Consider the following 17,973-nt stretch of genomic DNA (forward strand, 5'->3'; position numbering starts at 1 on the left):
CATACAGGTGGAGGTGAAGCATGATTATTCTTGAGAACAGACTCATCCGGCTTGAACTCAGCGAGACGGACGGTACGATTCAAGCTGTTCGCGATAACTTAAGAGGGATCGATTATATCGCGGTTGCGGGCATTACGGATCCCTTTCGCCTTGAGACAGACGCGGGCTTCAGCAGTTCCTTTCAGCGATTCGATTGGGGCAGGAACAAAACGGCATCCGGGCAGGATCAAGTTCGACTAAGCTGGCACACGCAGGAAGGCATGATCGTAACCTCTTCCTTGACACTCTCGGCGGAGGGGGACGGTATTGAATTCCGATGCGACGCTGAAAACAACTCGGATTGCAGATTGCTTAGTCTGGAATATCCGATTATCCCGAATTTGACCACGATTACGGAGCATGGGGAGGAGGATTATATTGCTCACTCCTTTGCTACCGGATTTGAGGTCAACGACCCGATGAAGGTGTTTGAAATGAATGGGATCGGTTTTCGTTTCATGCCGTACCCGGAAAGCTTCTCAGGGGCGACGATGCAGTTCTTTGCCTATTATGGCAAGGACAGGGGCGGGCTGTATTTCGCGGCCCTGGACGGCGAAGGCCATCCGAAGTGGCTTAATTTCTTCAAGAACGGAAACGGCATGCTGGAAGCTTCGATGATCCATGGCTGCAGTGATATGAGTCCCGGTAAAGGGATTCAGCCTCATTACCCGGTGCAGCTGTCGCTTCTGTCAGGAACCGGGTGGTACGAAGCTGCTGATCGATACAAGAGCTGGGCCGTACAGCAGAAATGGTGTTCACGCGGCAAGCTTGCGGGCAGGGCTGCGAAGGAGGGGAGTCAATGGCTGCATGAGGATATGGGGGCAGCTACCTTTGGGATCAATGCGGGATCGGATCGGACTGAATGGATTCAGAAATACCATGAAAGCATCGGAACGCCGATGTTTCACATCCTGGGCCCAGACTGGACGCACCGGCCGCAAACGTTTGGCAGCGGCGTGCCTGGGGGATACGACGATTGGTTTCCGACCCGCTTCAACTCAGAGAACATCGCTCTGATCCGAAAGCTGGGCCACCGCTTCGCTCCTTTCGAGTTCGATTACCTGTATCATTTTGACGGAGCGGACGGCGCACTTGGCAGGGAAGCCGCGCAGAAATTTCCCGATCTGAAAAAAAGCGTGGATGCGTACCGCTTCCCGTTCCTCTGTCCGGCACATCCGTATACTCATGACTTTCATGTGAAACGGGATACGGCGCTGCAGCAGAGTGATGATGTCGATGCGATTTATTATGACATCTCCGCCAACAACATTCTGAAAATCTGCATGGATGAAAGTCATGGTCATCCGGTTGGAGCCGGCATCATGATAGAGGATGCCTACAGGCGGAACTATGCGGATACGAAGGCGGCCATGTGCAAAACTGCAGGCCGTTATATCCCCATGGGCACCGAGATGATCAATGAAACGATGCTGGATCTGATCGACTATTATCAGGCGCGGGCCGGAGGGCAGCCCGCAGCGCCGCTTGAAGGCTGGCCAATCCGGGAACTGCTTAAGTCAGGCGAGGCCCGCCTGATCCCGATGTTCACGTACGTATATCATGAGTACGGCGCGCTGAGACTGGATGGCTGGGGCAAGCTGACGGAGGAGATCGAGGAGCTGTACTATTTTACGGTGGCACGCACGTACCTCTGGGGCGGATTGTACGAATTGAATTACGAATACAGTCCGATGGAGGCGCTGGACGGGATCGAAAATACGGCGGAGGAGCATTACTACCCATTTGATCCTCGCGGGTATGCCTTTTCGACGGGGCGGGCCGATTATTTGGCGCTGTATGCACGACTACGGACCGGAGCAGCGAAGGCGTATTGGTCATATGGGACCATGCTTCGGCCGCTCTCCTTCGACAGCCCTCAGACTTCCATGAAATGGTTTCATTATAACCATGGCAAAGATACGCCGGAATACAACAATTCGGGAACACTGTTGACCGATTCCGTTATCCATGCGGCGTGGCAGAATGAGCAAGGCCATGTTGGTTTGTTCTTTGCGAATGTGACCGAAGCGGAGCAAACGATACGTATAGAACTTCGACCGGAAGACTACGGGAAAACGGCAGTGAGGGGGCGGCTGTTCACGCTTACGGGAGAGCAGGCCGTTGATTGCGATCCGCAGCAAGATGATCGGCACTTGCTCTCGCTTCCAACCCGAAGCATCGCGATGCTGGAGTTGACCTAGCCTTGAACTCGAGAACAGAGATAATGCTAGGCTCCTTGATGCCGGTGATATGAAGGAGGTTGTCCATCATTTGTATGAGAAAGATGACGACAGGTGTTATCGCCTGATTCCTGATCTTTGCTTCCGCTTGGATGGGCAGCGCCGGGATGTCCGCAACGTCGGATATACGGATTCAGGTGGATGAATTTTAGCGTGATTAAGAATTGACGGTAAACAAAATAGTCGGATAACGGGGAGAGAAGGGGGGCACTTATGAAACGATTACCGGATTCATTTGTGAAGCGTTGGGTTTACGACGATATCGGGCAAACGGCGCCAGAGGTAAGTCTGCATCAGCTGGATGAAGGAACGATCCATTGCGTGCTGACATTCGAGCTGGAGCAGGAGATTCAACAGGATGACTGGCAGATGCGCTTGGAGCCGGCATTCCTGCCTCATTTTCACTGGGCGCCTCATGTAACACCGACATCCCGGCATGTGATGGACCAACACTGCTTTCGTTCGCCCGCGCTCATCGTTCATGACGATACAAGGACGCTCATGCTCATACCGGATCTGGATCTGATCACGAAGGATGCGGACGCTCGTTGGTACATGGACCTGGATGCACCTAATAACCTGCTTGTCTTGGGAATGAGCCGAACTCGGGTGAGCGAGCATGTGCTGTTTGAGAAGGTGAAGGGGGCTTCATACCCGCCAGGAACGATACGAATCGGCTTCTTTCTTAAAATGGTGGAGGCTGATCAAGCCGTATTCAATCCCTGGCGGCTGGTACTGCAGTTTTTATGGGACAGGTGGGGGCATACGCAATTCCGTCACAGTATCTATGAAGAGGTCCATCTTGACCACTATGTAAGTCATGCCTATGAGTGGGCTTTTCGTCACTGGAAAGACACGGTATGGCAGGAGTTCGAATGGGACGGACGGAACGTAGGGGCTGCGGTATTCATTGCCGATGTGAGTCAAAGCCCGAATTATCCGGGCGTGCCAAACGAGCGGGAGAGCCGATCCGTCTGGAATCAGGCATGGTTCAGCTCCCTTCGCTCGGCACAAGGCATCTGTCGTTACGGCCGGGAACAAGGCGATTCGGAGTTAGTTCGGAAAGCTCTGCTCATGAAAGAGCTTGCTCTCGCTGCTCCGCAGCGCGGCGGGTTCTTTCCCGCCGTCATTGCAACGGAGATGAAGCGGGTAGTGGTAGATGGACAGGAGGTTAACCGTTCCGGGAACTGGGCGTCTGCCTTCTGGGGAAATTCCAATCGCAATCCGGCTGATCCATGGGGTTCGATTGCGGATGCCCCTTATCACGTGCTGGATATGAGCTGGACGGCGCTGCTCATGCTTCGCTGGTTTGATGAGCTAGAGCCGGATCCAAGGCTGTTGGAATATGCCGTGCGCTATGCGGATGCGCTCGTGGCCCTCCAGGACGAGAAAGGATATTTTCCGGCCTGGCTGGATCAGGATACGTTAGCACCGCTGGATATCCTTCGAGAGTCCCCGGAAACTTCGCTATCCGTCACTTTTTTGCTGAAGCTGCATGAATTGCGCCCGGATTCCAAATACAAGGAAGCGGCACAGCGGGCGCTGGAGGTTGTGATGAAGGAGATCGTGCCGACCGGCAGGTGGGAGGATTTCGAGACCTATTGGTCCTGCTGCGGTTATGGTCGTGAAGATCTTCCAGGCAACAAGGTGGCTAGGAATAACATGTTCAAGCAATGCAATTTCTCCATGTTTTGGACGGCGGAAGCGTTATACCATATGTATAAAATGAGCGGCAATCCTACCTATTTGAACGTTGGCCAATGTGTGCTGGATGAAATGCTGATGACGCAGGCTTCCTGGCAGCCGCCCTATCTGTACGTGGACGTATTGGGAGGATTCGGCGTCATGAACTGCGACGGGGAATGGAATGATGCCCGGCAAAGCCTGTTTGCTGAGCTGATTCTGCAATATGGCATGGAGTTGGACGAGAAAGAATATATTGAGCGCGGGTTAGCCGCTTTGCAGGCCTCGTTCGTCATGATGTATTGTCCCGAAAATGAAAAAACAAAACAGCAGTGGGAGCTGGCGTATCCTTTCTTTAACGAGAAGGATTACGGCTTCATGATGGAGAATTACGGTCATGATGGTGTTGTGGACGAGGAGGGACGAGGCATGGGGACATTCACCATCTTCGATTGGGGGAACGGTGCGGCCGCTGAAGCTTACCTGCGGATTAAGGATCATCTGGGTCAAACGTTGAAAGAGCGGTACGGATTCGATATCACACACTAAAGGAGAGCGATAACAGATGACGAACTTTAATGGGCTCAACATGCACCTCGGAAATTTATCTCGATTGTCCAATGCGCTAACAAGATCCATCAGCGCAGAGAATTTTACCGGTGACAAAGGAAAGGGAGGCATGGCCACCGATGGCACGGGTGCTGCGGCATCCAGGGATCTGGGCGTGGGCTGGAAAGTCTCCCCTTCCGTGGAGATTTTACCGGGAGAAACCTTTACGATGGGTGACATTCAGGGTCCCGGGGCGATTCAGCATATCTGGCTGACCTGTCATCCGACACTGTGGCGCAATCTGATTATCCGTATGTATTGGGATGATGAGAAAGATCCTTCGGTTGAGGTGCCCGTCGGCGATTTGTTCTGTAACGGATGGGGGGAGCGAAGCGATGTCAATTCGATTCCGGTTGCCGTGAATCCGGCAGGCGGCATGAACTGCTACTGGCAGATGCCCTTCCGCAAGCAAGCCCGATTGACGATGGAGAACCGTGCGCCGGAAAAGGCTGTCCTTTACTACCAAATTGACTATACGCTGACGGATATTCCGGAGGATGAGGCCTATTTTCATGCTCAGTGGCGGAGAACAAATCCGGTTCCTTATAAAGAGGTTTACACCATTCTGGATGGGGTTACTGGACGAGGACACTATGTAGGTACTTACCTCGCCTGGCAGGTGAATAATAACGGCTGGTGGGGCGAAGGGGAGATCAAGTTCTATATGGACGGGGATCAGGATTATCCGACCATATGCGGTACGGGAACGGAAGATTATTTTGGCGGGGCCTGGAACTGGGAGCAGCCGATCGGTACCTATCGAACCTACTCGACGCCATATCTGGGGATGCACCAAGTGCTGAAGCCGGACGGATTGTATCGAAGCCAGCAGCGTTTTGGCATGTATCGATGGCATGTCATGGATCCGATCCGCTTTCAAAGCGATCTTCGCGTGACCATTCAGGATCTTGGCTGGAGGTCCGGAGTAAGGTATCTTCCGCAGCAGAGCGATATTGCATCGACGGCGTTCTGGTATCAGGCCGAGCCCCATGCGCCATTCCCTGAGCTTCCGGATAATGATGAGCGGGAGGTTATATAAAGGAGGAGCTATTGCTTACCTGCCGGTAAGGTGATAGTGTGAATCCATGGAGCCTTTTGCGGGAGCATATGGCGTTTCCATGGTTGTTAATGGAGGATAGGATGGACAAACATACGATTTATACGATTGCTGAACGGGTAGGCGTATCCCCTTCTACGGTGTCCAGAGCCTTGTCGGGACGAGGTTACTGCAGTCCCAAGACGAAGAGCAAAATTCTGGAAGCTGCCAAAGAAATGAACTATGCGCCCGATCATGCAGCGAAAATGCTGAAAATGAGACAAACCAACAAAATCATTTTTGCCGTGCCAGATATATGCAACCCTTTCTACTTCGATATGATCAACGGAATCAATCAGGTGCTGGAAGAGCATGATTACCTGATGATTCTGTTCTACACCAAGCACAGGCTCCAGGAGGAGATGAAGGCGATTCAGACCCTGCGGGAAAATGTGGCCGACGGCATGATCATGGTGTCCTTTCATTTCGGTGAAGAGAATATCGGGGCCATCAATGCGCTGCAGGCACCGGTCGTGCTCACAAATAAATATGTCTCGCCGGAAGGGAATGACCGCTTCGATTATGTGTATGTGGACACGTATGACGGGATCAAGCAAAGCACGGGGCATCTGATCCGTCAAGGCCTGCGCAGCATCGCCTATATCGGCGGCAATCTGAGCGAACAGACCGGCCATGAGCGGTTCTGCGGGTATCGGGATGCCATGCTGAATGCCGGAATACCCTTGATCCCGCGTTTTATCGCCGAATCCGATTACACCGAAAGCGGCGGTTATGCAATGGCGAAGGCGTGGCTGGAAGGGCCCGACCATCCGGAGGGCATTGTTGCGGCGAACGATTTAATGGCGATCGGGGTCATGAAGGCCTGCGAGGAAGCCGGTCTGCGCATTCCCCATGACGTTGCCGTTGTGGGCATGGATAATCTGGACCTTGCCTCCCGCGTATATCCCAAGCTGACGTCCGTTGCCTTGCAGCAGGAGGAAATCGGCCGCAAGGCAGCACAAATCCTGATGGATCGCATGTTGGGAATTCCGAGGGAAGAGCGGGCCGTGAAATTGATGCCGCAGATGGTCGTGCGGGATTCCAGTGTAAGGATTTGAAGAATGAGAATGGCCATGCGCAAAATAACGGTTACCATTCCCATGAACGGTCTATCGTTAGCTGATATGAAATTTAACTGAACATAGTGATGAACCGTCCCTCGTAGTGAAGCAGCGGACGGTTTTTTGTGCTGCAACGCCCCTTTAGTATCAATCGGAAATGAGTAACGTAATGCATTAAGAGTAATTATTATTACGTTTTAGGGTAATTAATTGTTGACTCTGAGAGTAAATTAAAATACCTTATAAAGTAACAGAGTGAATATGAGACACGGAATGACCACTCTGATTATGGCTGTGAAGGGAGAAAGATGGATGTCACAGGTTCATATGCTACAACCGGATATTCATACGCTTCATGGATTTTTCAGCAGGGAACTGAAGCCCACCCTATATATTCAATCTGGGGATACCGTCGTGTATGAAACCTTAGATGCGGGTTGGGGACTGGAGAAGCGCTCAGCTCCAGGCGCGGCGAGAACGAAGTTTACGGAGCGCAAGCCGGAGCGGCAGGAGGAGCATTTTGGGCATGCTTTAATGGGTCCCGTCCATATTCAAGGGGCTAAACCCGGACTTACATTGGAGATTCAGATCAACGAAGTAATTCCGGGCTCATGGGGATGGACCTCTGCCGGAGGTTTTCCGAGTTATTGGAACGAGAAGCTGGGCATGGCCGACACCAAGGAAGTGACACTGGATTTTGAATTGGATGCCAGGACAATGACAGGCAGGAGTCAGTTCGGAGATTTCAAGTACGGCATCGGTCTGAAACCGTTTATGGGGGTTATGGGCATGCCGCCGAAGGAAAAAGGCAAGCATACGACTTTTGTGCCGCGCCCATATGGAGGCAATCTCGATTGCAAAGAGTTGACGGCTGGAAGCACGTTGTTCCTGCCAATTCCGGTTGATGGCGGACTATTCTCAACAGGGGACGGGCATGCGGCGCAGGGCGACGGCGAAGTTAGCGGACCAGCCCTGGAATGTCCGATGGAGAAGGTTAGCCTAACCTTTCATGTCCGTGACGACATGCCCATAACGATGCCCAGAGCCAAGACGAGTACCGGGTGGCTTACGATGGGGTTCCACGAGGATCTGGACGAAGCCATGTGGATGGCCTTAAGCGGGATGCTTGATCTCATGACCGAGCTTTACTCTATTTCAAGAACGGAGGCGTATGCCTACGCCACCTTAACAGTGGATCTGCGGGTAACTCAGATCGTGAACATCCTTAAGGGTGTGCACGCATTTTTACCTTTTGGGGCGTTGAGGTGAAAGGAATTGCAGGGGGATGGCTCAGAAGGATAAAAAGAGAGATAACCCTATGATCACACTTCATAGATAAACATCCATTTTTAAGGAGGTCTATTGCATGCAGTTATACGAGACAATGGTCAACAACCAAGGGGTGCATATTCACGTTACGGAGGTACATCGGGAGCTTAGGAATGAACAAACCTCATTGGTCATCATCCCGGGACTGACCGAGTCGGCTGAGGATTACATCGCCATAATGGAAAAGCTGACGCCCAGACATATCGTTGTCATCACGCTTCGTGGCCGGGGACGAAGTGATTCGCCTGTCTCGGGATATGCACTCGAAGACCATATCAGCGACATTGATGCGGCTATTTGTCATCTTGAACTTGAGCAATTCGTACTCATGGGATACTCCCGAGGGGTGTCCTATCAGTTAGGCTACGCGGTTCAGAATCCGGAACGCATTCAAGGCCTGATCATCGGAGACTATCCCGCGGTTCATACCCAGCTGCCAGCTGGATGGGTGGAATTCTTCGCTTCGCTACCGCCTTGGAGAGGAAAGAAGCTGTCCGACCGTATGAAAACATCGGCTTTACAGGCGCTGCAACAGGAATCGGCTAAGGTAGAATTGTGGAACGACCTAACCCGATTGACTTGCCCAGTCCTTATTATCCGTGGCGTAAAACCACATCCCGGGTTATCATTAGAAGCAGTGGAACAATATAAGCTGTGGCTGCCTCAGGCAAGCATCGTGGCGTTCGAGGAGCATGATCATCATATTTTTGAACCGGATGTGGATGTGTTTGTCCGCACCGCAGACTCTTTTCTGAAAGAGATTAGTAAGAACCATCAATCTATCACTAAAAAGGGTGTACGCACTTGGACAATCTGAAGCTGAATGTATCACTTTTACGACAAAGGGTTCCGAACCTGACCAGCGCAGCCAAATCCGTCGGATTACGGCCGGCCACGGTCTCCAACCTATGCACAGGTAAAATTCCCGTTGGTCGGGCGGAAGTCCGCACCATTGCCGCATTGGCATCTCTGGCAAAATGCAGCCTGGATGAACTGATCCTGCGCGGGGAAAGCGTGGAGATGATCGAAACGGGCATTAAGCCCCTTGATCTATTTGCTCCTCTGGCCAAAGGCGGTACCGTTGGGCTGGTCGCCCGTCCCGGAATGGGCCAACTGGTGCTGCTCGGTGAATTGTTTCATCACTTCAAGCAGGAAGGGTATATGACGATTCTGCTAAAGCCGGAAGGCGAGTATCCCGAGCTGCAGGATATGCTGAATGACGTAGAACGGGTTGCCAATTCAATAGAAGAAACCTATTCCATTGTGACGAATGCAAATACCGATAAAGAGATTGTGTTTGCAGCGGACCGGGAGCATGTCTTGACCGGCAAAATCTACGACCTCCAGGAACGTCTTCAACAAGAGGATTTGAGGCAGGTCACGACTTTTCTTGTGGACCTTAAAGGTGCGGTTGTCGATGAAGACATGCCTTACGGTCCGCTGGAGACGCTGTGGTATTTCGATGCCGATCTGGCGGCCAGACATATGTTTCCTGCCGTGAACCCGTTATATTCTACATCTTCCGTATCGGAAGGCGTTCACCTGGATCAGGCTCACTTATCGGTCCAACAGCGGGCCCAGAAGCTGCTGCGCCGTTATCGCGAGCTGCGTTCACTGGTTCAAGTGCGAGGATTGCAGGCCGTTCCGGCATCCGAGACGGAGGTTTATGAGCGTGGAGCACGGCTCGAGGCTTATCTTACGCAGCCTTTTTACGTTGCCGAGGCTTATACCGGGTTACCAGGCGAGCGGGTGCATTTGCAGGATACGCTGCATGATGTTCAAGCTATTTTGAACGGCAGCATGGATCATCGATCGGTGGAGAGTTTATCCTGGATCGGGACAATAAAATAGCATTGTATCCATCAAAAGTCGAGTTCCCGTAGTTTGTTTATCGGGAATATCGGCTTTTTTGCATGATTCCGCATAATATAATCCGTATGTCCCATAGCTGATAAGCAAAGGCCAGTATATAATATGTGCTAGTTTGTATCGTGCGGATGGCTGGAAGGTTGCACTGGACAACTGAAATGCCATGCTTGTACGGGATACGAGACCATACATAAAGGAGAAATGGACATGAAGAGAAAAGGTTGGCTTATCGCATTCGCAGCGGCATTATTGTTAACACTTATCGTAGTACCGGTTCAGCAGTCTTTTAGTGCAGAGGGCAATCCGACGGCAACCGCCATTACACAGAGTGCTCTGAACGATCAGTTCCATTTGGATCATGTCGTTAAGATTTACGTGCCTTCAACGGTGAAGGGAGATATTCCGATTACGGATGCAGCTCATCAGAAGTTTGTTGACCAAACACTGACAAAGCTGTCCGGCTGGTTTGGCGGGGCAACGGCGATTCCGGGTGAAGGGGCATGGGTGGACAATAACAAAACCCTGATCAAGGAAAAAGTAACGATCGTGTATGCGTTTGCCGAGAAGCTTGACAAGGACGCACTTAATCAAGTGGTGGACTATGCGAAGAAGCTTAAGGATGACCTGGCGCAATCTGCCATTTCGCTTGAGGTTGACGGCAAACTGTATTTCATTGAATAGTTGATTCTCGGATCAACGATGTGATAAAAGGGGAGGTCTCCTTGCTGTCTGCGATGACAGATGGGGGAGACGTCCTCTTTATTATGTTTGGAATTTAATAGAGAAACCTCCACAGATAAAAGGTGGCGTAGGATTCCCAGTTCGCCCAAGCTGCCGACAGCTCCTGGATCTCCTTCTTCGTCGGCTTCGCCTCCAAGCCCAGCAGATGTTTGATCGCATTATGCAGACCCACATCATCGATGGGAAAAGCCGCCGGCATTCGCAAACAGCGCATCAACACATAATTGGCCGTCCATGGTCCGATCCCGCGGATGCTGACCAGTTGTTTCTCCGCTTGTTTCAAGCTGCCTGCTTCAAGCAGCTGCTCCTTCGTTAGTTTCCCTTCGACCATGAGCTGAGCGACTCCGATGAGATACTCGCCTTTTTTCACAGTCATACGAAGTCCGTCCAGGTCTTCAACACGCAGTGGTGCAATGTCTTCAGGTCTTGGGAAAATCCAATAAACCTCTCCTTCACACTCCACGCGGCGGCCGAAGGCTTCAACGAAACGTCTTTTTAACGTATAGGCATAGGCCAGATTAATCTGCTGCCCCAGAATGCCCCAGCACAAAGCCTCGAACAGATCCGGAATACCCATGTTGCGAAGTCCATAGAAGGATTGAACGGCTTGACTGAGTAATGGATCTACTTCAGCCATCGTATAGAACGGAACGAGATCGGTACTCAGATCGAACCAGTCCCGAACATAACCCGCTACTTCCGCCCGCTTGCAGGGATCGGAGGGGGCCGTATTCCCCAAAAACCGAACAAGGATCGCCTGTTCTTGAGGCTCCGCACTGACTTCAATCACAGCGATGTCACCATCAAGCGGGATAGCCCGGTAGATGCTGTCATTTCGGATATGATAAAGACATTCGTTCGGCGATCTTTGCAAATAATTGAGGTTCTCCGTAAAATTGAACTCCTTCGGTACAAAAAGCCTTATGGCTTCGGCATGATCTTCCCAGCTGTCCCGGGGGAGATGGTTCTCCATAGTATAGGGCTTATCGTCATGTATCTGGTTTCGCTCCTGCATCTTCATCGTTTCCTTTCGCACCTGAACTCTTCTATACTAGTTGTACCATAAATGCAGACCGTATAATTTTGTTATCTTGCTCTTCTATTCCAAAAAGCGTACAACAGGATTATCCTGTGGTTATAATGTTAGCGGAGGTGAGGAAACGTGGCAAACCGAATACAACCGACCGAAGCCCAGTGGCAGGCCATTATCAACAACGACAAGGACAGTGACGGCAAGTTTTTCTATGCGGTGCAGACAACAAAGATCTTCTGCAGGCCATCCTGTAAATCCAGACCCCCGAAGTTTGAAAATGTGCGCGTGTTTCAATCGGCAGATGAAGCGAAAGCTGAGCGTTTTCGGCCATGCAAAAGGTGCAAGCCGACGGGAGAACGTCTGCCGGACCACGAATGGATTGAACTCGTCACCGAGTATATCGATACACACTACATGGATCATTTGTCGCTTGATGTATTGGCCGATGTGAGCCACGGCAGTCCGTACCATCTGCACCGGATATTCAAGCGTGTTAAAGGTCAGACCCCGATGGAATACATTCAGGATTATCGGATCGGCAAGGCCAAGGAGCTCCTGACGAATTCCAGCTTGGCGATCTCGGATATCGGCCATAAAGTGGGCATGGAGAACACGGCTTATTTTATCACGCTGTTTAAGAAGAAAACGGGGACGACCCCCCTTAGCTATCGCGGGCAATATTTAAAAAATACGAGTGCGGAGGTGCACGATCATGAAATCCAATCATTCGATTACCATTAACTGGAGTCAACTGCGCCATGATAACTGGAGTGTATACATCGCGGCCACGGAGCAGGGATTATGCTTCGTCGGATCACAGGATAAGCCTTTAACAGAGTTGGAGGACTGGGTACAAGCAAAATCCCCTGGCTGTGAAATCGTGCAGAATGATGAAGCTATGCAGCCATATGCCGCCGAGATGATGGAGTATTTTCAGGGGAAACGCGATCGGTTTGAGTTGGCTTTGGATTACAAGGGGACCGCTTTTCAGATGGCGGTATGGAATGCGCTATGCCAGATCCCGTATGGGCAGACTTTTACGTATTCTGACATCGCCAACCAGATCGGAAAGCCGGCAGCAGTTCGAGCTGTAGGAGCGGCTATTGGGGCTAATCCGCTGCTGATAACAGTTCCTTGTCATCGGGTAATTGGCAAAAGCGGCGCATTGACGGGGTATCGCGGGGGGCTTGCCATGAAGACCCGGCTGCTGGAGCTTGAGGGTGAGCGAGCCAGGATGAGGGAGACGATGAATTATGCCTAATTCATTGCCGCAACGCATAGCAGGGCTCGATTGGACGAGGATACAAGGAGCTTTGGATGAACAGGGATATGCTGTCCTACCAAAGCTGCTGCTATCTAAAGAGTGTACAGAGATTATCAACACCTATTCGGAAGAGGATCGGTTTCGAAACACGATCAATATGGCTCGGCACCGGTTTGGGCTCGGAGAGTACAAGTATTATCAAGCTCCGCTGCCAGAATCGCTGCAGCAGCTTCGGGAAGGCTTGTATCCTGAGCTTGCGCTGACGGCTAACCGTTGGTTGACGCAGCTTGGACATGAGGAGAGGTATCCGGCGAGCTTGGATGAGTTTCTTGAGATGTGCCATACGCAGGGGCAAAAGCGTTCGACGCCGTTGATTTTGAAATATGAAGAGGGCGGCTATAATTGCTTGCATCAGGATTTGTACGGAGATGAATTTTTCCCGTTTCAAGTGGTGTTTGTTCTGAATGAGAAGGAAGTCGATTATTCGGGAGGAGAGTTTCTGCTTATCGAGCAGCGGCCACGGGCACAGAGCCGGGGGCATGTAATCACCTTGGAACAAGGAGCGGGGTTGATCTTTCCGACCAACCATCGTCCCGTTCAGGGAACGCGGGGGTATTACCGGACCACGCTCCGGCATGGCGTCAGCACGATTACGTCGGGTACCAGATACAGCCTCGGGATTATTTTTCATGATGCAAAATAGAGGGGCGCGTGTGTTTACTCATTCATTATGGGATGTGAGGAGAGAAATAGTATAATAGAAGAAAGTGTAGGAATGGGGTGTCCGAGGTGAAACAAGAAGTACTCTATAAAACGCCAAAGACCCTGCTCAATAAAGGAACGGGATTCCTGAATGGATACAGCCATACATTGAACCCGTATACAGGCTGCACCTTCGCTTGTTCTTACTGCTATGTCAGGCAAATGCCGGTATCGATATTCCGCAATCAGGAATGGGGGAGCTGGGTTGACGTTAAACTCGAATCTGCTGCCATCCTGCGTAAAGAACTGAAGCGTGCCAAGTCCAAGGGATCCGTCACGATTTTCATGTCTTCCAGCACCGATCCTTACCAGCCGGTTGAGGCCAAGGAAGAAGTGACTCGCGCATTGCTTGAGGTGATGGTCAGCGAACCTCCGGATTTTCTGCTCGTACAGACGCGCAGTCCGTTGGTCCAGCGGGATATTGATCTGCTGCAGCAGTTAGGAGAACGCGTGCGGGTAAGCATGACGGTCGAGACGGACCGTGATGAGATGCGCAAGCATTTTACGCCATCAGCCCCGCCGATCCAAGCGAGACTGAAAGCCCTGGCACTCCTGAGAGACGCAGGAATTCCCGTTCAAGCAGCGATTGCACCCGTGCTTCCGAGCACGGAGGCTTTCCCACAGATCCTGCGGCCGCTTGTGAATCGCGTGTGCATCGACGATTATTTTATGGGGGATGGCAGTGGCGGGAAACGTACAAAAAGACTGCCGGTTCAAGCTCTGTACGAGGAGCTTGGGGAGCAGGAATGGTACGATATAGCTGCTTATCAGGTGGTCTATAATCGATTTAGCAGGGAGTTTCCGGAGGAGCAGTTGTTTGTGAGTCAGAAGGGTTTTGAACCGTAAGGTTTAGGTTATCAAGTTTGAGAAGATGATGCGTGATCCATGGATTAAATAGATTAAGATAGGTTTAGGCCAGGACCGGAAGTTCGTTTCTGGTCTTTTTTTTGTCATGTTTGGCGGTAGATGATTATGGTATGATAGGCGAAAATAACCAGTCAAACGGCAGAGGAGCGAATGCACAATGAAGATGGATTTGACGGATAACATTGCGTTAATTACGGGGCCGCGGGCCAATTAGGTCGCGTCATGGTCAGAACCTTGGCGGGATGCGGTGCTTGAACACTTCGGCGCGCTGACTCATATTATCGTTGCCAATGCCGTGGCATTCTGGCTTCGGACTTGTCGTCGTTTATTACCGGAGCGTATATTCCAGTGTGTGGTGGGGATTTGCGAAGTTTGTGGATATGGAGTTAGATGGAATCAATGCGAACAATAAAAAACAAAGGGGCGACTACTTTTTGAATCCGATATTAATAGATTTTCCAAGCCAATTTTTTACTGATAGATTACTGATCAGAAGTCCATATCCTGGAGATGGAAAGATAGTATATGAATCCATTATGGCTTCACTAAATGAATTAAGAAGATGGCTTCCTTTTGCACAGAAAGAACAATCAGAGGAAATAATTGAAGCTAACTTAAGAGAGGCTTATTTGAAATTTTTAAAGAGAGAAGATCTTAGATTTCTTATCTTTCATAAAGATACTAACCAATATATTGGATCTTCAGGTCTACATAATCCTAACTGGAATATACCTAAATTCGAGATCGGATACTGGATAGACAGTCGACATAGTGGGCAAGGATTTATGACTGAAGCAGTACAGGGTATTTCTGACTTTGCATTTAATGTATTAAAAGCTCGAAGAGTGGAAATCCGATGCGATACATTGAATGATAAGAGTAGATCAATTCCAGAAAGATTAGGATTTACATTAGAAGGGACACTAAGAAATGAAGATACATCTGTTGATGGGAGTACGTTAAGAGATACATTTATTTTTGCAAAGATTGATGAGAAAAACTTGTAAGTAATCGATGAAGGCTTTGACATCATATAACACAAAATTCGCGCAAGGTAAATTGGAATTTCCTGAAAGTCCAATTGAAGGTGCGATCAGAGAAGTAAAAGAAGAAACAGGACTTATTGTTAAAAATCTGAGGTTTAAAGGGATCTATGAGTATGTAAATGAAGAAGCCAATGATAGACACATTATTTTAAATTACTTAACAAACGATTTTTCTGGAGAATTATTGTCGGATTTCACAGAAGGTATACCAGAGTGGGTGAAGATTTCAGATTTAGAACATTTACCTATGCAACAATCTATCAGAAGAAGAATGCCCTACTTTTTCCAAGATGGGACATTCGAAATTCATGTGGTTTGGGAAGATGGAGAGAAAGAAGTACATATAAGGGAAACATGATTTAACGGTATTTTGGAGATGACAATTACATCAACTCACATGACATTCCTACTGCGAGGCATTCGCTCCTTGGTCGACGGAGATGGTTCGAGGAATAGGATTCAGGCGATACATTGATGTCATGATTATAACGAGTGGATAAAACACACAAAACGGTGATGTTACCTCCCTATTAATTGAAAGGATTATCAAGGTGGAGAAACTAATAATAGAACCCTACAAACCCGAAAGGGATATATCCGCTATCCAAGCCATGTTGTTTGGGGATGAATACTTTAAGGAAAAGTTTTTGGAGATCGAAATCAATTTTCCTGAAGGTATATTTGTTGCTTGTTACAACAATGTGACCGTGGGATTTCTCTCCTTTAGCGGTTTTAAGGGGAGAGGAACCGAGATGACAATCTTTGTAAGAAAGGAATATAGAGGAAAAGGCATCGGTAGCAAGCTTATTGAAAGCGCAGAACAATTACTTAATCAATACGAGGCAGTCGAACGTTCGATTGGTGCATGTATGGACGGCGATCGGTCTTCTCTGCAATTTGTATGTAAGAACGGTTACCATATACTTCATTCTTCTTATATCATGGTGCGTGAAGGAGAAATTCTTCCTGAAAGTCATTTTCCTATCAGGCAGTATGAAGATGATGATTATCCTGTGTGGCATGTTATTCGCGAAATGGCTTTTTACAAAATGCGTGAACGAGTTGGTATTCTCCCATCGTATTATATTGCACCTTCAGAATGGGAACGGAATAATTTTTTGAAAGATAGAAACAACAGATTTGTAATGGATATCGATGGTGAAATAGCGGCATGTGGAGTTATTGACGGCTGTGAGTTGCGTCAGGTGGCAGTTCGGCCAGATATGCAATCTCGTGGATACGGTAAAGCCTTCGTTTCATTTCTTTTGAATGAGATGATGCATCGTGGCGAAAAGATCGTTAAGCTTGAGGTAGTCAAAGGCAATCCTGCGAAAACGCTGTACGAAAGTCTCGGCTTCAAGGAAAAATCCTTGTACCATATCGTAACTAAATATTATAGACCGGACAGCCGATTGAGTAGACCGCCCGACGAGATGTATTAGCAGCATTTCGAAGAAGCGGACTCAGCAACCATATTCAACTCCCTAACCGCAGTTGCGACTCCCCCCCTTTGGGGCTTATGGAGTTGATTGTCGGGAACACCAAACGTTATGTGAATCAGCGTGATTTTAAAAAACTAAAAAGATGATCCATGGAGGTTCTCCATGTTAACAACAAAACGATGTTTACTTTCTATAATTCAAGAAAGTGATTATGAAAATGTAAAGAGATTATACATAAATGAGCATGTTCGATCTTACCTTGGCGGAACAACTGATGATGAACAATCCCTGAGAATCAAATATTTCGAAATCATTAATAAATCTAATGAGGATAGTTCAAGTTATTGGATTGTGAAAATGTCAGAAAGCAAAGAATTTATCGGCTTGATATCTTTGGACGAATATTACGATGGTGGAAACATTGAAGTGTCGTATCAGTTCCTTCCAGAATACTGGGGAGTTGGTCTTGCAACAGAGGTTATTAGTAGATTGATTGAATATGCTTTTAATGAACTAGGAATACAGAAGTTAGTAGCAGAAACACAAACGGCAAACATTAGATCATGCAAGTTGTTAGAGAAAGTAGGTATGATAATGGAGAAAAGAATTATAAGATTTGGTGCCGAACAAGCCGTTTATAGTATACAAAGATTATGAAAGGTCCGTCGTTTAATAGCGTATTTCCTCTACGGGCTCTGCCCTTGGTTTGTAAGAAGTAGTGAGCAGAGAAGTAGATTCGCGAACAACCTGTGAGGCTAAGTCCGTTGGACCTGATCGTTGGCACCCCCTTAAGCCTCGGGTTCGTAGATACCAGAGCATTATGCGAAGCCCTTGCAAATCTGAGTAAACGTAAACTATCTAAGGAGATACATGGATCGTCTACACTAAGTTG

General features: G+C 49.2%; 17 protein-coding genes. 16 read left to right on the plus strand and 1 reads right to left on the minus strand.

Features of this window, described 5'->3' with window-relative positions; translation table 11 throughout:
- Positions 1-20 precede the first annotated feature (20 nt).
- From J7E85_RS02345 to J7E85_RS02380, 8 genes are all read left to right on the plus strand, one after another.
- Entirely contained in the window at positions 21-2,240 is a 2,220-nt protein-coding gene (locus J7E85_RS02345; protein ID WP_215154524.1) for a DUF6259 domain-containing protein, read from the plus strand.
- A 252-nt stretch (positions 2,241-2,492) separates the two neighbouring features.
- The gene (locus J7E85_RS02350) at positions 2,493-4,511 is read left to right on the plus strand and encodes a glycoside hydrolase family 88 protein (protein WP_215154526.1); all 2,019 of its coding nucleotides are present in this window, start codon (positions 2,493-2,495) and stop codon (positions 4,509-4,511) included.
- Positions 4,512-4,527: 16 nt separating this feature from the next.
- Positions 4,528-5,610 carry a glycoside hydrolase family 172 protein gene (locus tag J7E85_RS02355; RefSeq protein ID WP_215154528.1) on the plus strand — a complete coding sequence of 361 codons (1,083 nt, stop codon included), beginning with the start codon at positions 4,528-4,530 and terminating at the stop codon, positions 5,608-5,610.
- A gap of 101 nt (positions 5,611-5,711) precedes the next feature.
- On the plus strand, positions 5,712-6,725 hold the full coding sequence (locus J7E85_RS02360; protein ID WP_215154530.1) for a LacI family DNA-binding transcriptional regulator: 1,014 nt from the start codon (positions 5,712-5,714) through the stop codon (positions 6,723-6,725).
- Between the two features lie 315 nt (positions 6,726-7,040).
- Positions 7,041-7,997, plus strand: a complete 957-nt coding sequence (locus J7E85_RS02365; protein WP_215154532.1) for an acetamidase/formamidase family protein — start codon at positions 7,041-7,043, stop codon at positions 7,995-7,997.
- Between the two features lie 97 nt (positions 7,998-8,094).
- Complete coding sequence (locus J7E85_RS02370) at positions 8,095-8,874, plus strand: alpha/beta fold hydrolase (RefSeq protein ID WP_215154534.1); 780 nt, start codon at positions 8,095-8,097, stop codon at positions 8,872-8,874.
- Positions 8,862-9,908: an ATP synthase beta subunit C-terminal domain-containing protein gene (locus J7E85_RS02375; protein ID WP_215154536.1), complete on the plus strand. Its 1,047-nt coding sequence runs from the start codon at positions 8,862-8,864 to the stop codon at positions 9,906-9,908. Before J7E85_RS02370 ends, J7E85_RS02375 begins: the two co-directional genes overlap by 13 nt.
- Before the next feature lie 225 nt (positions 9,909-10,133).
- The gene (locus J7E85_RS02380; RefSeq protein ID WP_215154538.1) at positions 10,134-10,607 is read left to right on the plus strand and encodes a DUF3574 domain-containing protein; all 474 of its coding nucleotides are present in this window, start codon (positions 10,134-10,136) and stop codon (positions 10,605-10,607) included.
- Positions 10,608-10,701: 94 nt separating this feature from the next.
- Here J7E85_RS02380 and J7E85_RS02385 read toward each other — a convergent pair whose 3' ends face one another.
- The gene (locus tag J7E85_RS02385; RefSeq protein WP_215154626.1) at positions 10,702-11,640 is read right to left on the minus strand and encodes a DNA-3-methyladenine glycosylase family protein; all 939 of its coding nucleotides are present in this window, start codon (positions 11,638-11,640) and stop codon (positions 10,702-10,704) included.
- 189 nt (positions 11,641-11,829) lie between these two features.
- Here J7E85_RS02385 and J7E85_RS02390 point away from each other — a divergent pair, with 189 nt between their 5' ends.
- The 8 genes from J7E85_RS02390 to J7E85_RS02425 all read left to right on the plus strand — a co-directional run bounded on the left by J7E85_RS02390 (position 11,830) and on the right by J7E85_RS02425 (position 17,738).
- On the plus strand, positions 11,830-12,441 hold the full coding sequence (locus J7E85_RS02390; protein ID WP_215154540.1) for a bifunctional transcriptional activator/DNA repair enzyme AdaA: 612 nt from the start codon (positions 11,830-11,832) through the stop codon (positions 12,439-12,441).
- A complete protein-coding gene (locus J7E85_RS02395; RefSeq protein ID WP_215154542.1) occupies positions 12,413-12,961 on the plus strand; it encodes a methylated-DNA--[protein]-cysteine S-methyltransferase in 549 nt (182 codons plus the stop codon). The genes J7E85_RS02390 and J7E85_RS02395 overlap by 29 nt, the downstream gene beginning before the upstream one ends.
- Entirely contained in the window at positions 12,954-13,667 is a 714-nt protein-coding gene (locus J7E85_RS02400) for a 2OG-Fe(II) oxygenase (protein ID WP_215154544.1), read from the plus strand. Before J7E85_RS02395 ends, J7E85_RS02400 begins: the two co-directional genes overlap by 8 nt.
- Positions 13,668-13,753: 86 nt before the next feature.
- A complete protein-coding gene (locus tag J7E85_RS02405) occupies positions 13,754-14,572 on the plus strand; it encodes an SPL family radical SAM protein (RefSeq protein WP_215154553.1) in 819 nt (272 codons plus the stop codon).
- 455 nt (positions 14,573-15,027) lie between these two features.
- A complete protein-coding gene (locus J7E85_RS02410; protein WP_215154628.1) occupies positions 15,028-15,600 on the plus strand; it encodes a GNAT family N-acetyltransferase in 573 nt (190 codons plus the stop codon).
- A 7-nt stretch (positions 15,601-15,607) separates the two neighbouring features.
- A complete protein-coding gene (locus tag J7E85_RS02415) occupies positions 15,608-15,997 on the plus strand; it encodes an NUDIX domain-containing protein (protein ID WP_215154555.1) in 390 nt (129 codons plus the stop codon).
- 253 nt (positions 15,998-16,250) lie between these two features.
- Positions 16,251-17,081, plus strand: coding sequence for a GNAT family N-acetyltransferase (locus tag J7E85_RS02420; protein ID WP_215154557.1), 831 nt, complete (start codon positions 16,251-16,253; stop codon positions 17,079-17,081).
- Between the two features lie 162 nt (positions 17,082-17,243).
- Positions 17,244-17,738, plus strand: coding sequence for a GNAT family N-acetyltransferase (locus tag J7E85_RS02425; protein WP_215154559.1), 495 nt, complete (start codon positions 17,244-17,246; stop codon positions 17,736-17,738).
- Positions 17,739-17,973: the final 235 nt, after the last annotated feature.

This window comes from Paenibacillus sp. ISL-20 (assembly GCF_018613005.1).
Classification (GTDB): Bacteria; Bacillota; Bacilli; order Paenibacillales; family Paenibacillaceae; genus Paenibacillus_AQ.

What these genes read in the sequence shown, in the direction of transcription:
- J7E85_RS02355 (WP_215154528.1), top strand. Translation starts at nt 4,528, where the DNA reads ATGACGAACTTTAATGGGCTCAACATGCACCTCGGAAATTTATCTCGA.
- J7E85_RS02365 (WP_215154532.1), top strand. Translation starts at nt 7,041, where the DNA reads ATGTCACAGGTTCATATGCTACAACCGGATATTCATACGCTTCATGGA.
- J7E85_RS02420 (WP_215154557.1), top strand. Translation starts at nt 16,251, where the DNA reads ATGTTGTTTGGGGATGAATACTTTAAGGAAAAGTTTTTGGAGATCGAA.
- J7E85_RS02345 (WP_215154524.1), top strand. Translation starts at nt 21, where the DNA reads ATGATTATTCTTGAGAACAGACTCATCCGGCTTGAACTCAGCGAGACG.
- J7E85_RS02395 (WP_215154542.1), top strand. Translation starts at nt 12,413, where the DNA reads ATGAAATCCAATCATTCGATTACCATTAACTGGAGTCAACTGCGCCAT.
- J7E85_RS02385 (WP_215154626.1), bottom strand. Translation starts at nt 11,640, where the DNA reads ATGGAGAACCATCTCCCCCGGGACAGCTGGGAAGATCATGCCGAAGCC.
- J7E85_RS02415 (WP_215154555.1), top strand. Translation starts at nt 15,608, where the DNA reads ATGAAGGCTTTGACATCATATAACACAAAATTCGCGCAAGGTAAATTG.
- J7E85_RS02370 (WP_215154534.1), top strand. Translation starts at nt 8,095, where the DNA reads ATGCAGTTATACGAGACAATGGTCAACAACCAAGGGGTGCATATTCAC.
- J7E85_RS02425 (WP_215154559.1), top strand. Translation starts at nt 17,244, where the DNA reads ATGTTAACAACAAAACGATGTTTACTTTCTATAATTCAAGAAAGTGAT.
- J7E85_RS02360 (WP_215154530.1), top strand. Translation starts at nt 5,712, where the DNA reads ATGGACAAACATACGATTTATACGATTGCTGAACGGGTAGGCGTATCC.
- J7E85_RS02380 (WP_215154538.1), top strand. Translation starts at nt 10,134, where the DNA reads ATGAAGAGAAAAGGTTGGCTTATCGCATTCGCAGCGGCATTATTGTTA.
- J7E85_RS02350 (WP_215154526.1), top strand. Translation starts at nt 2,493, where the DNA reads ATGAAACGATTACCGGATTCATTTGTGAAGCGTTGGGTTTACGACGAT.
- J7E85_RS02400 (WP_215154544.1), top strand. Translation starts at nt 12,954, where the DNA reads ATGCCTAATTCATTGCCGCAACGCATAGCAGGGCTCGATTGGACGAGG.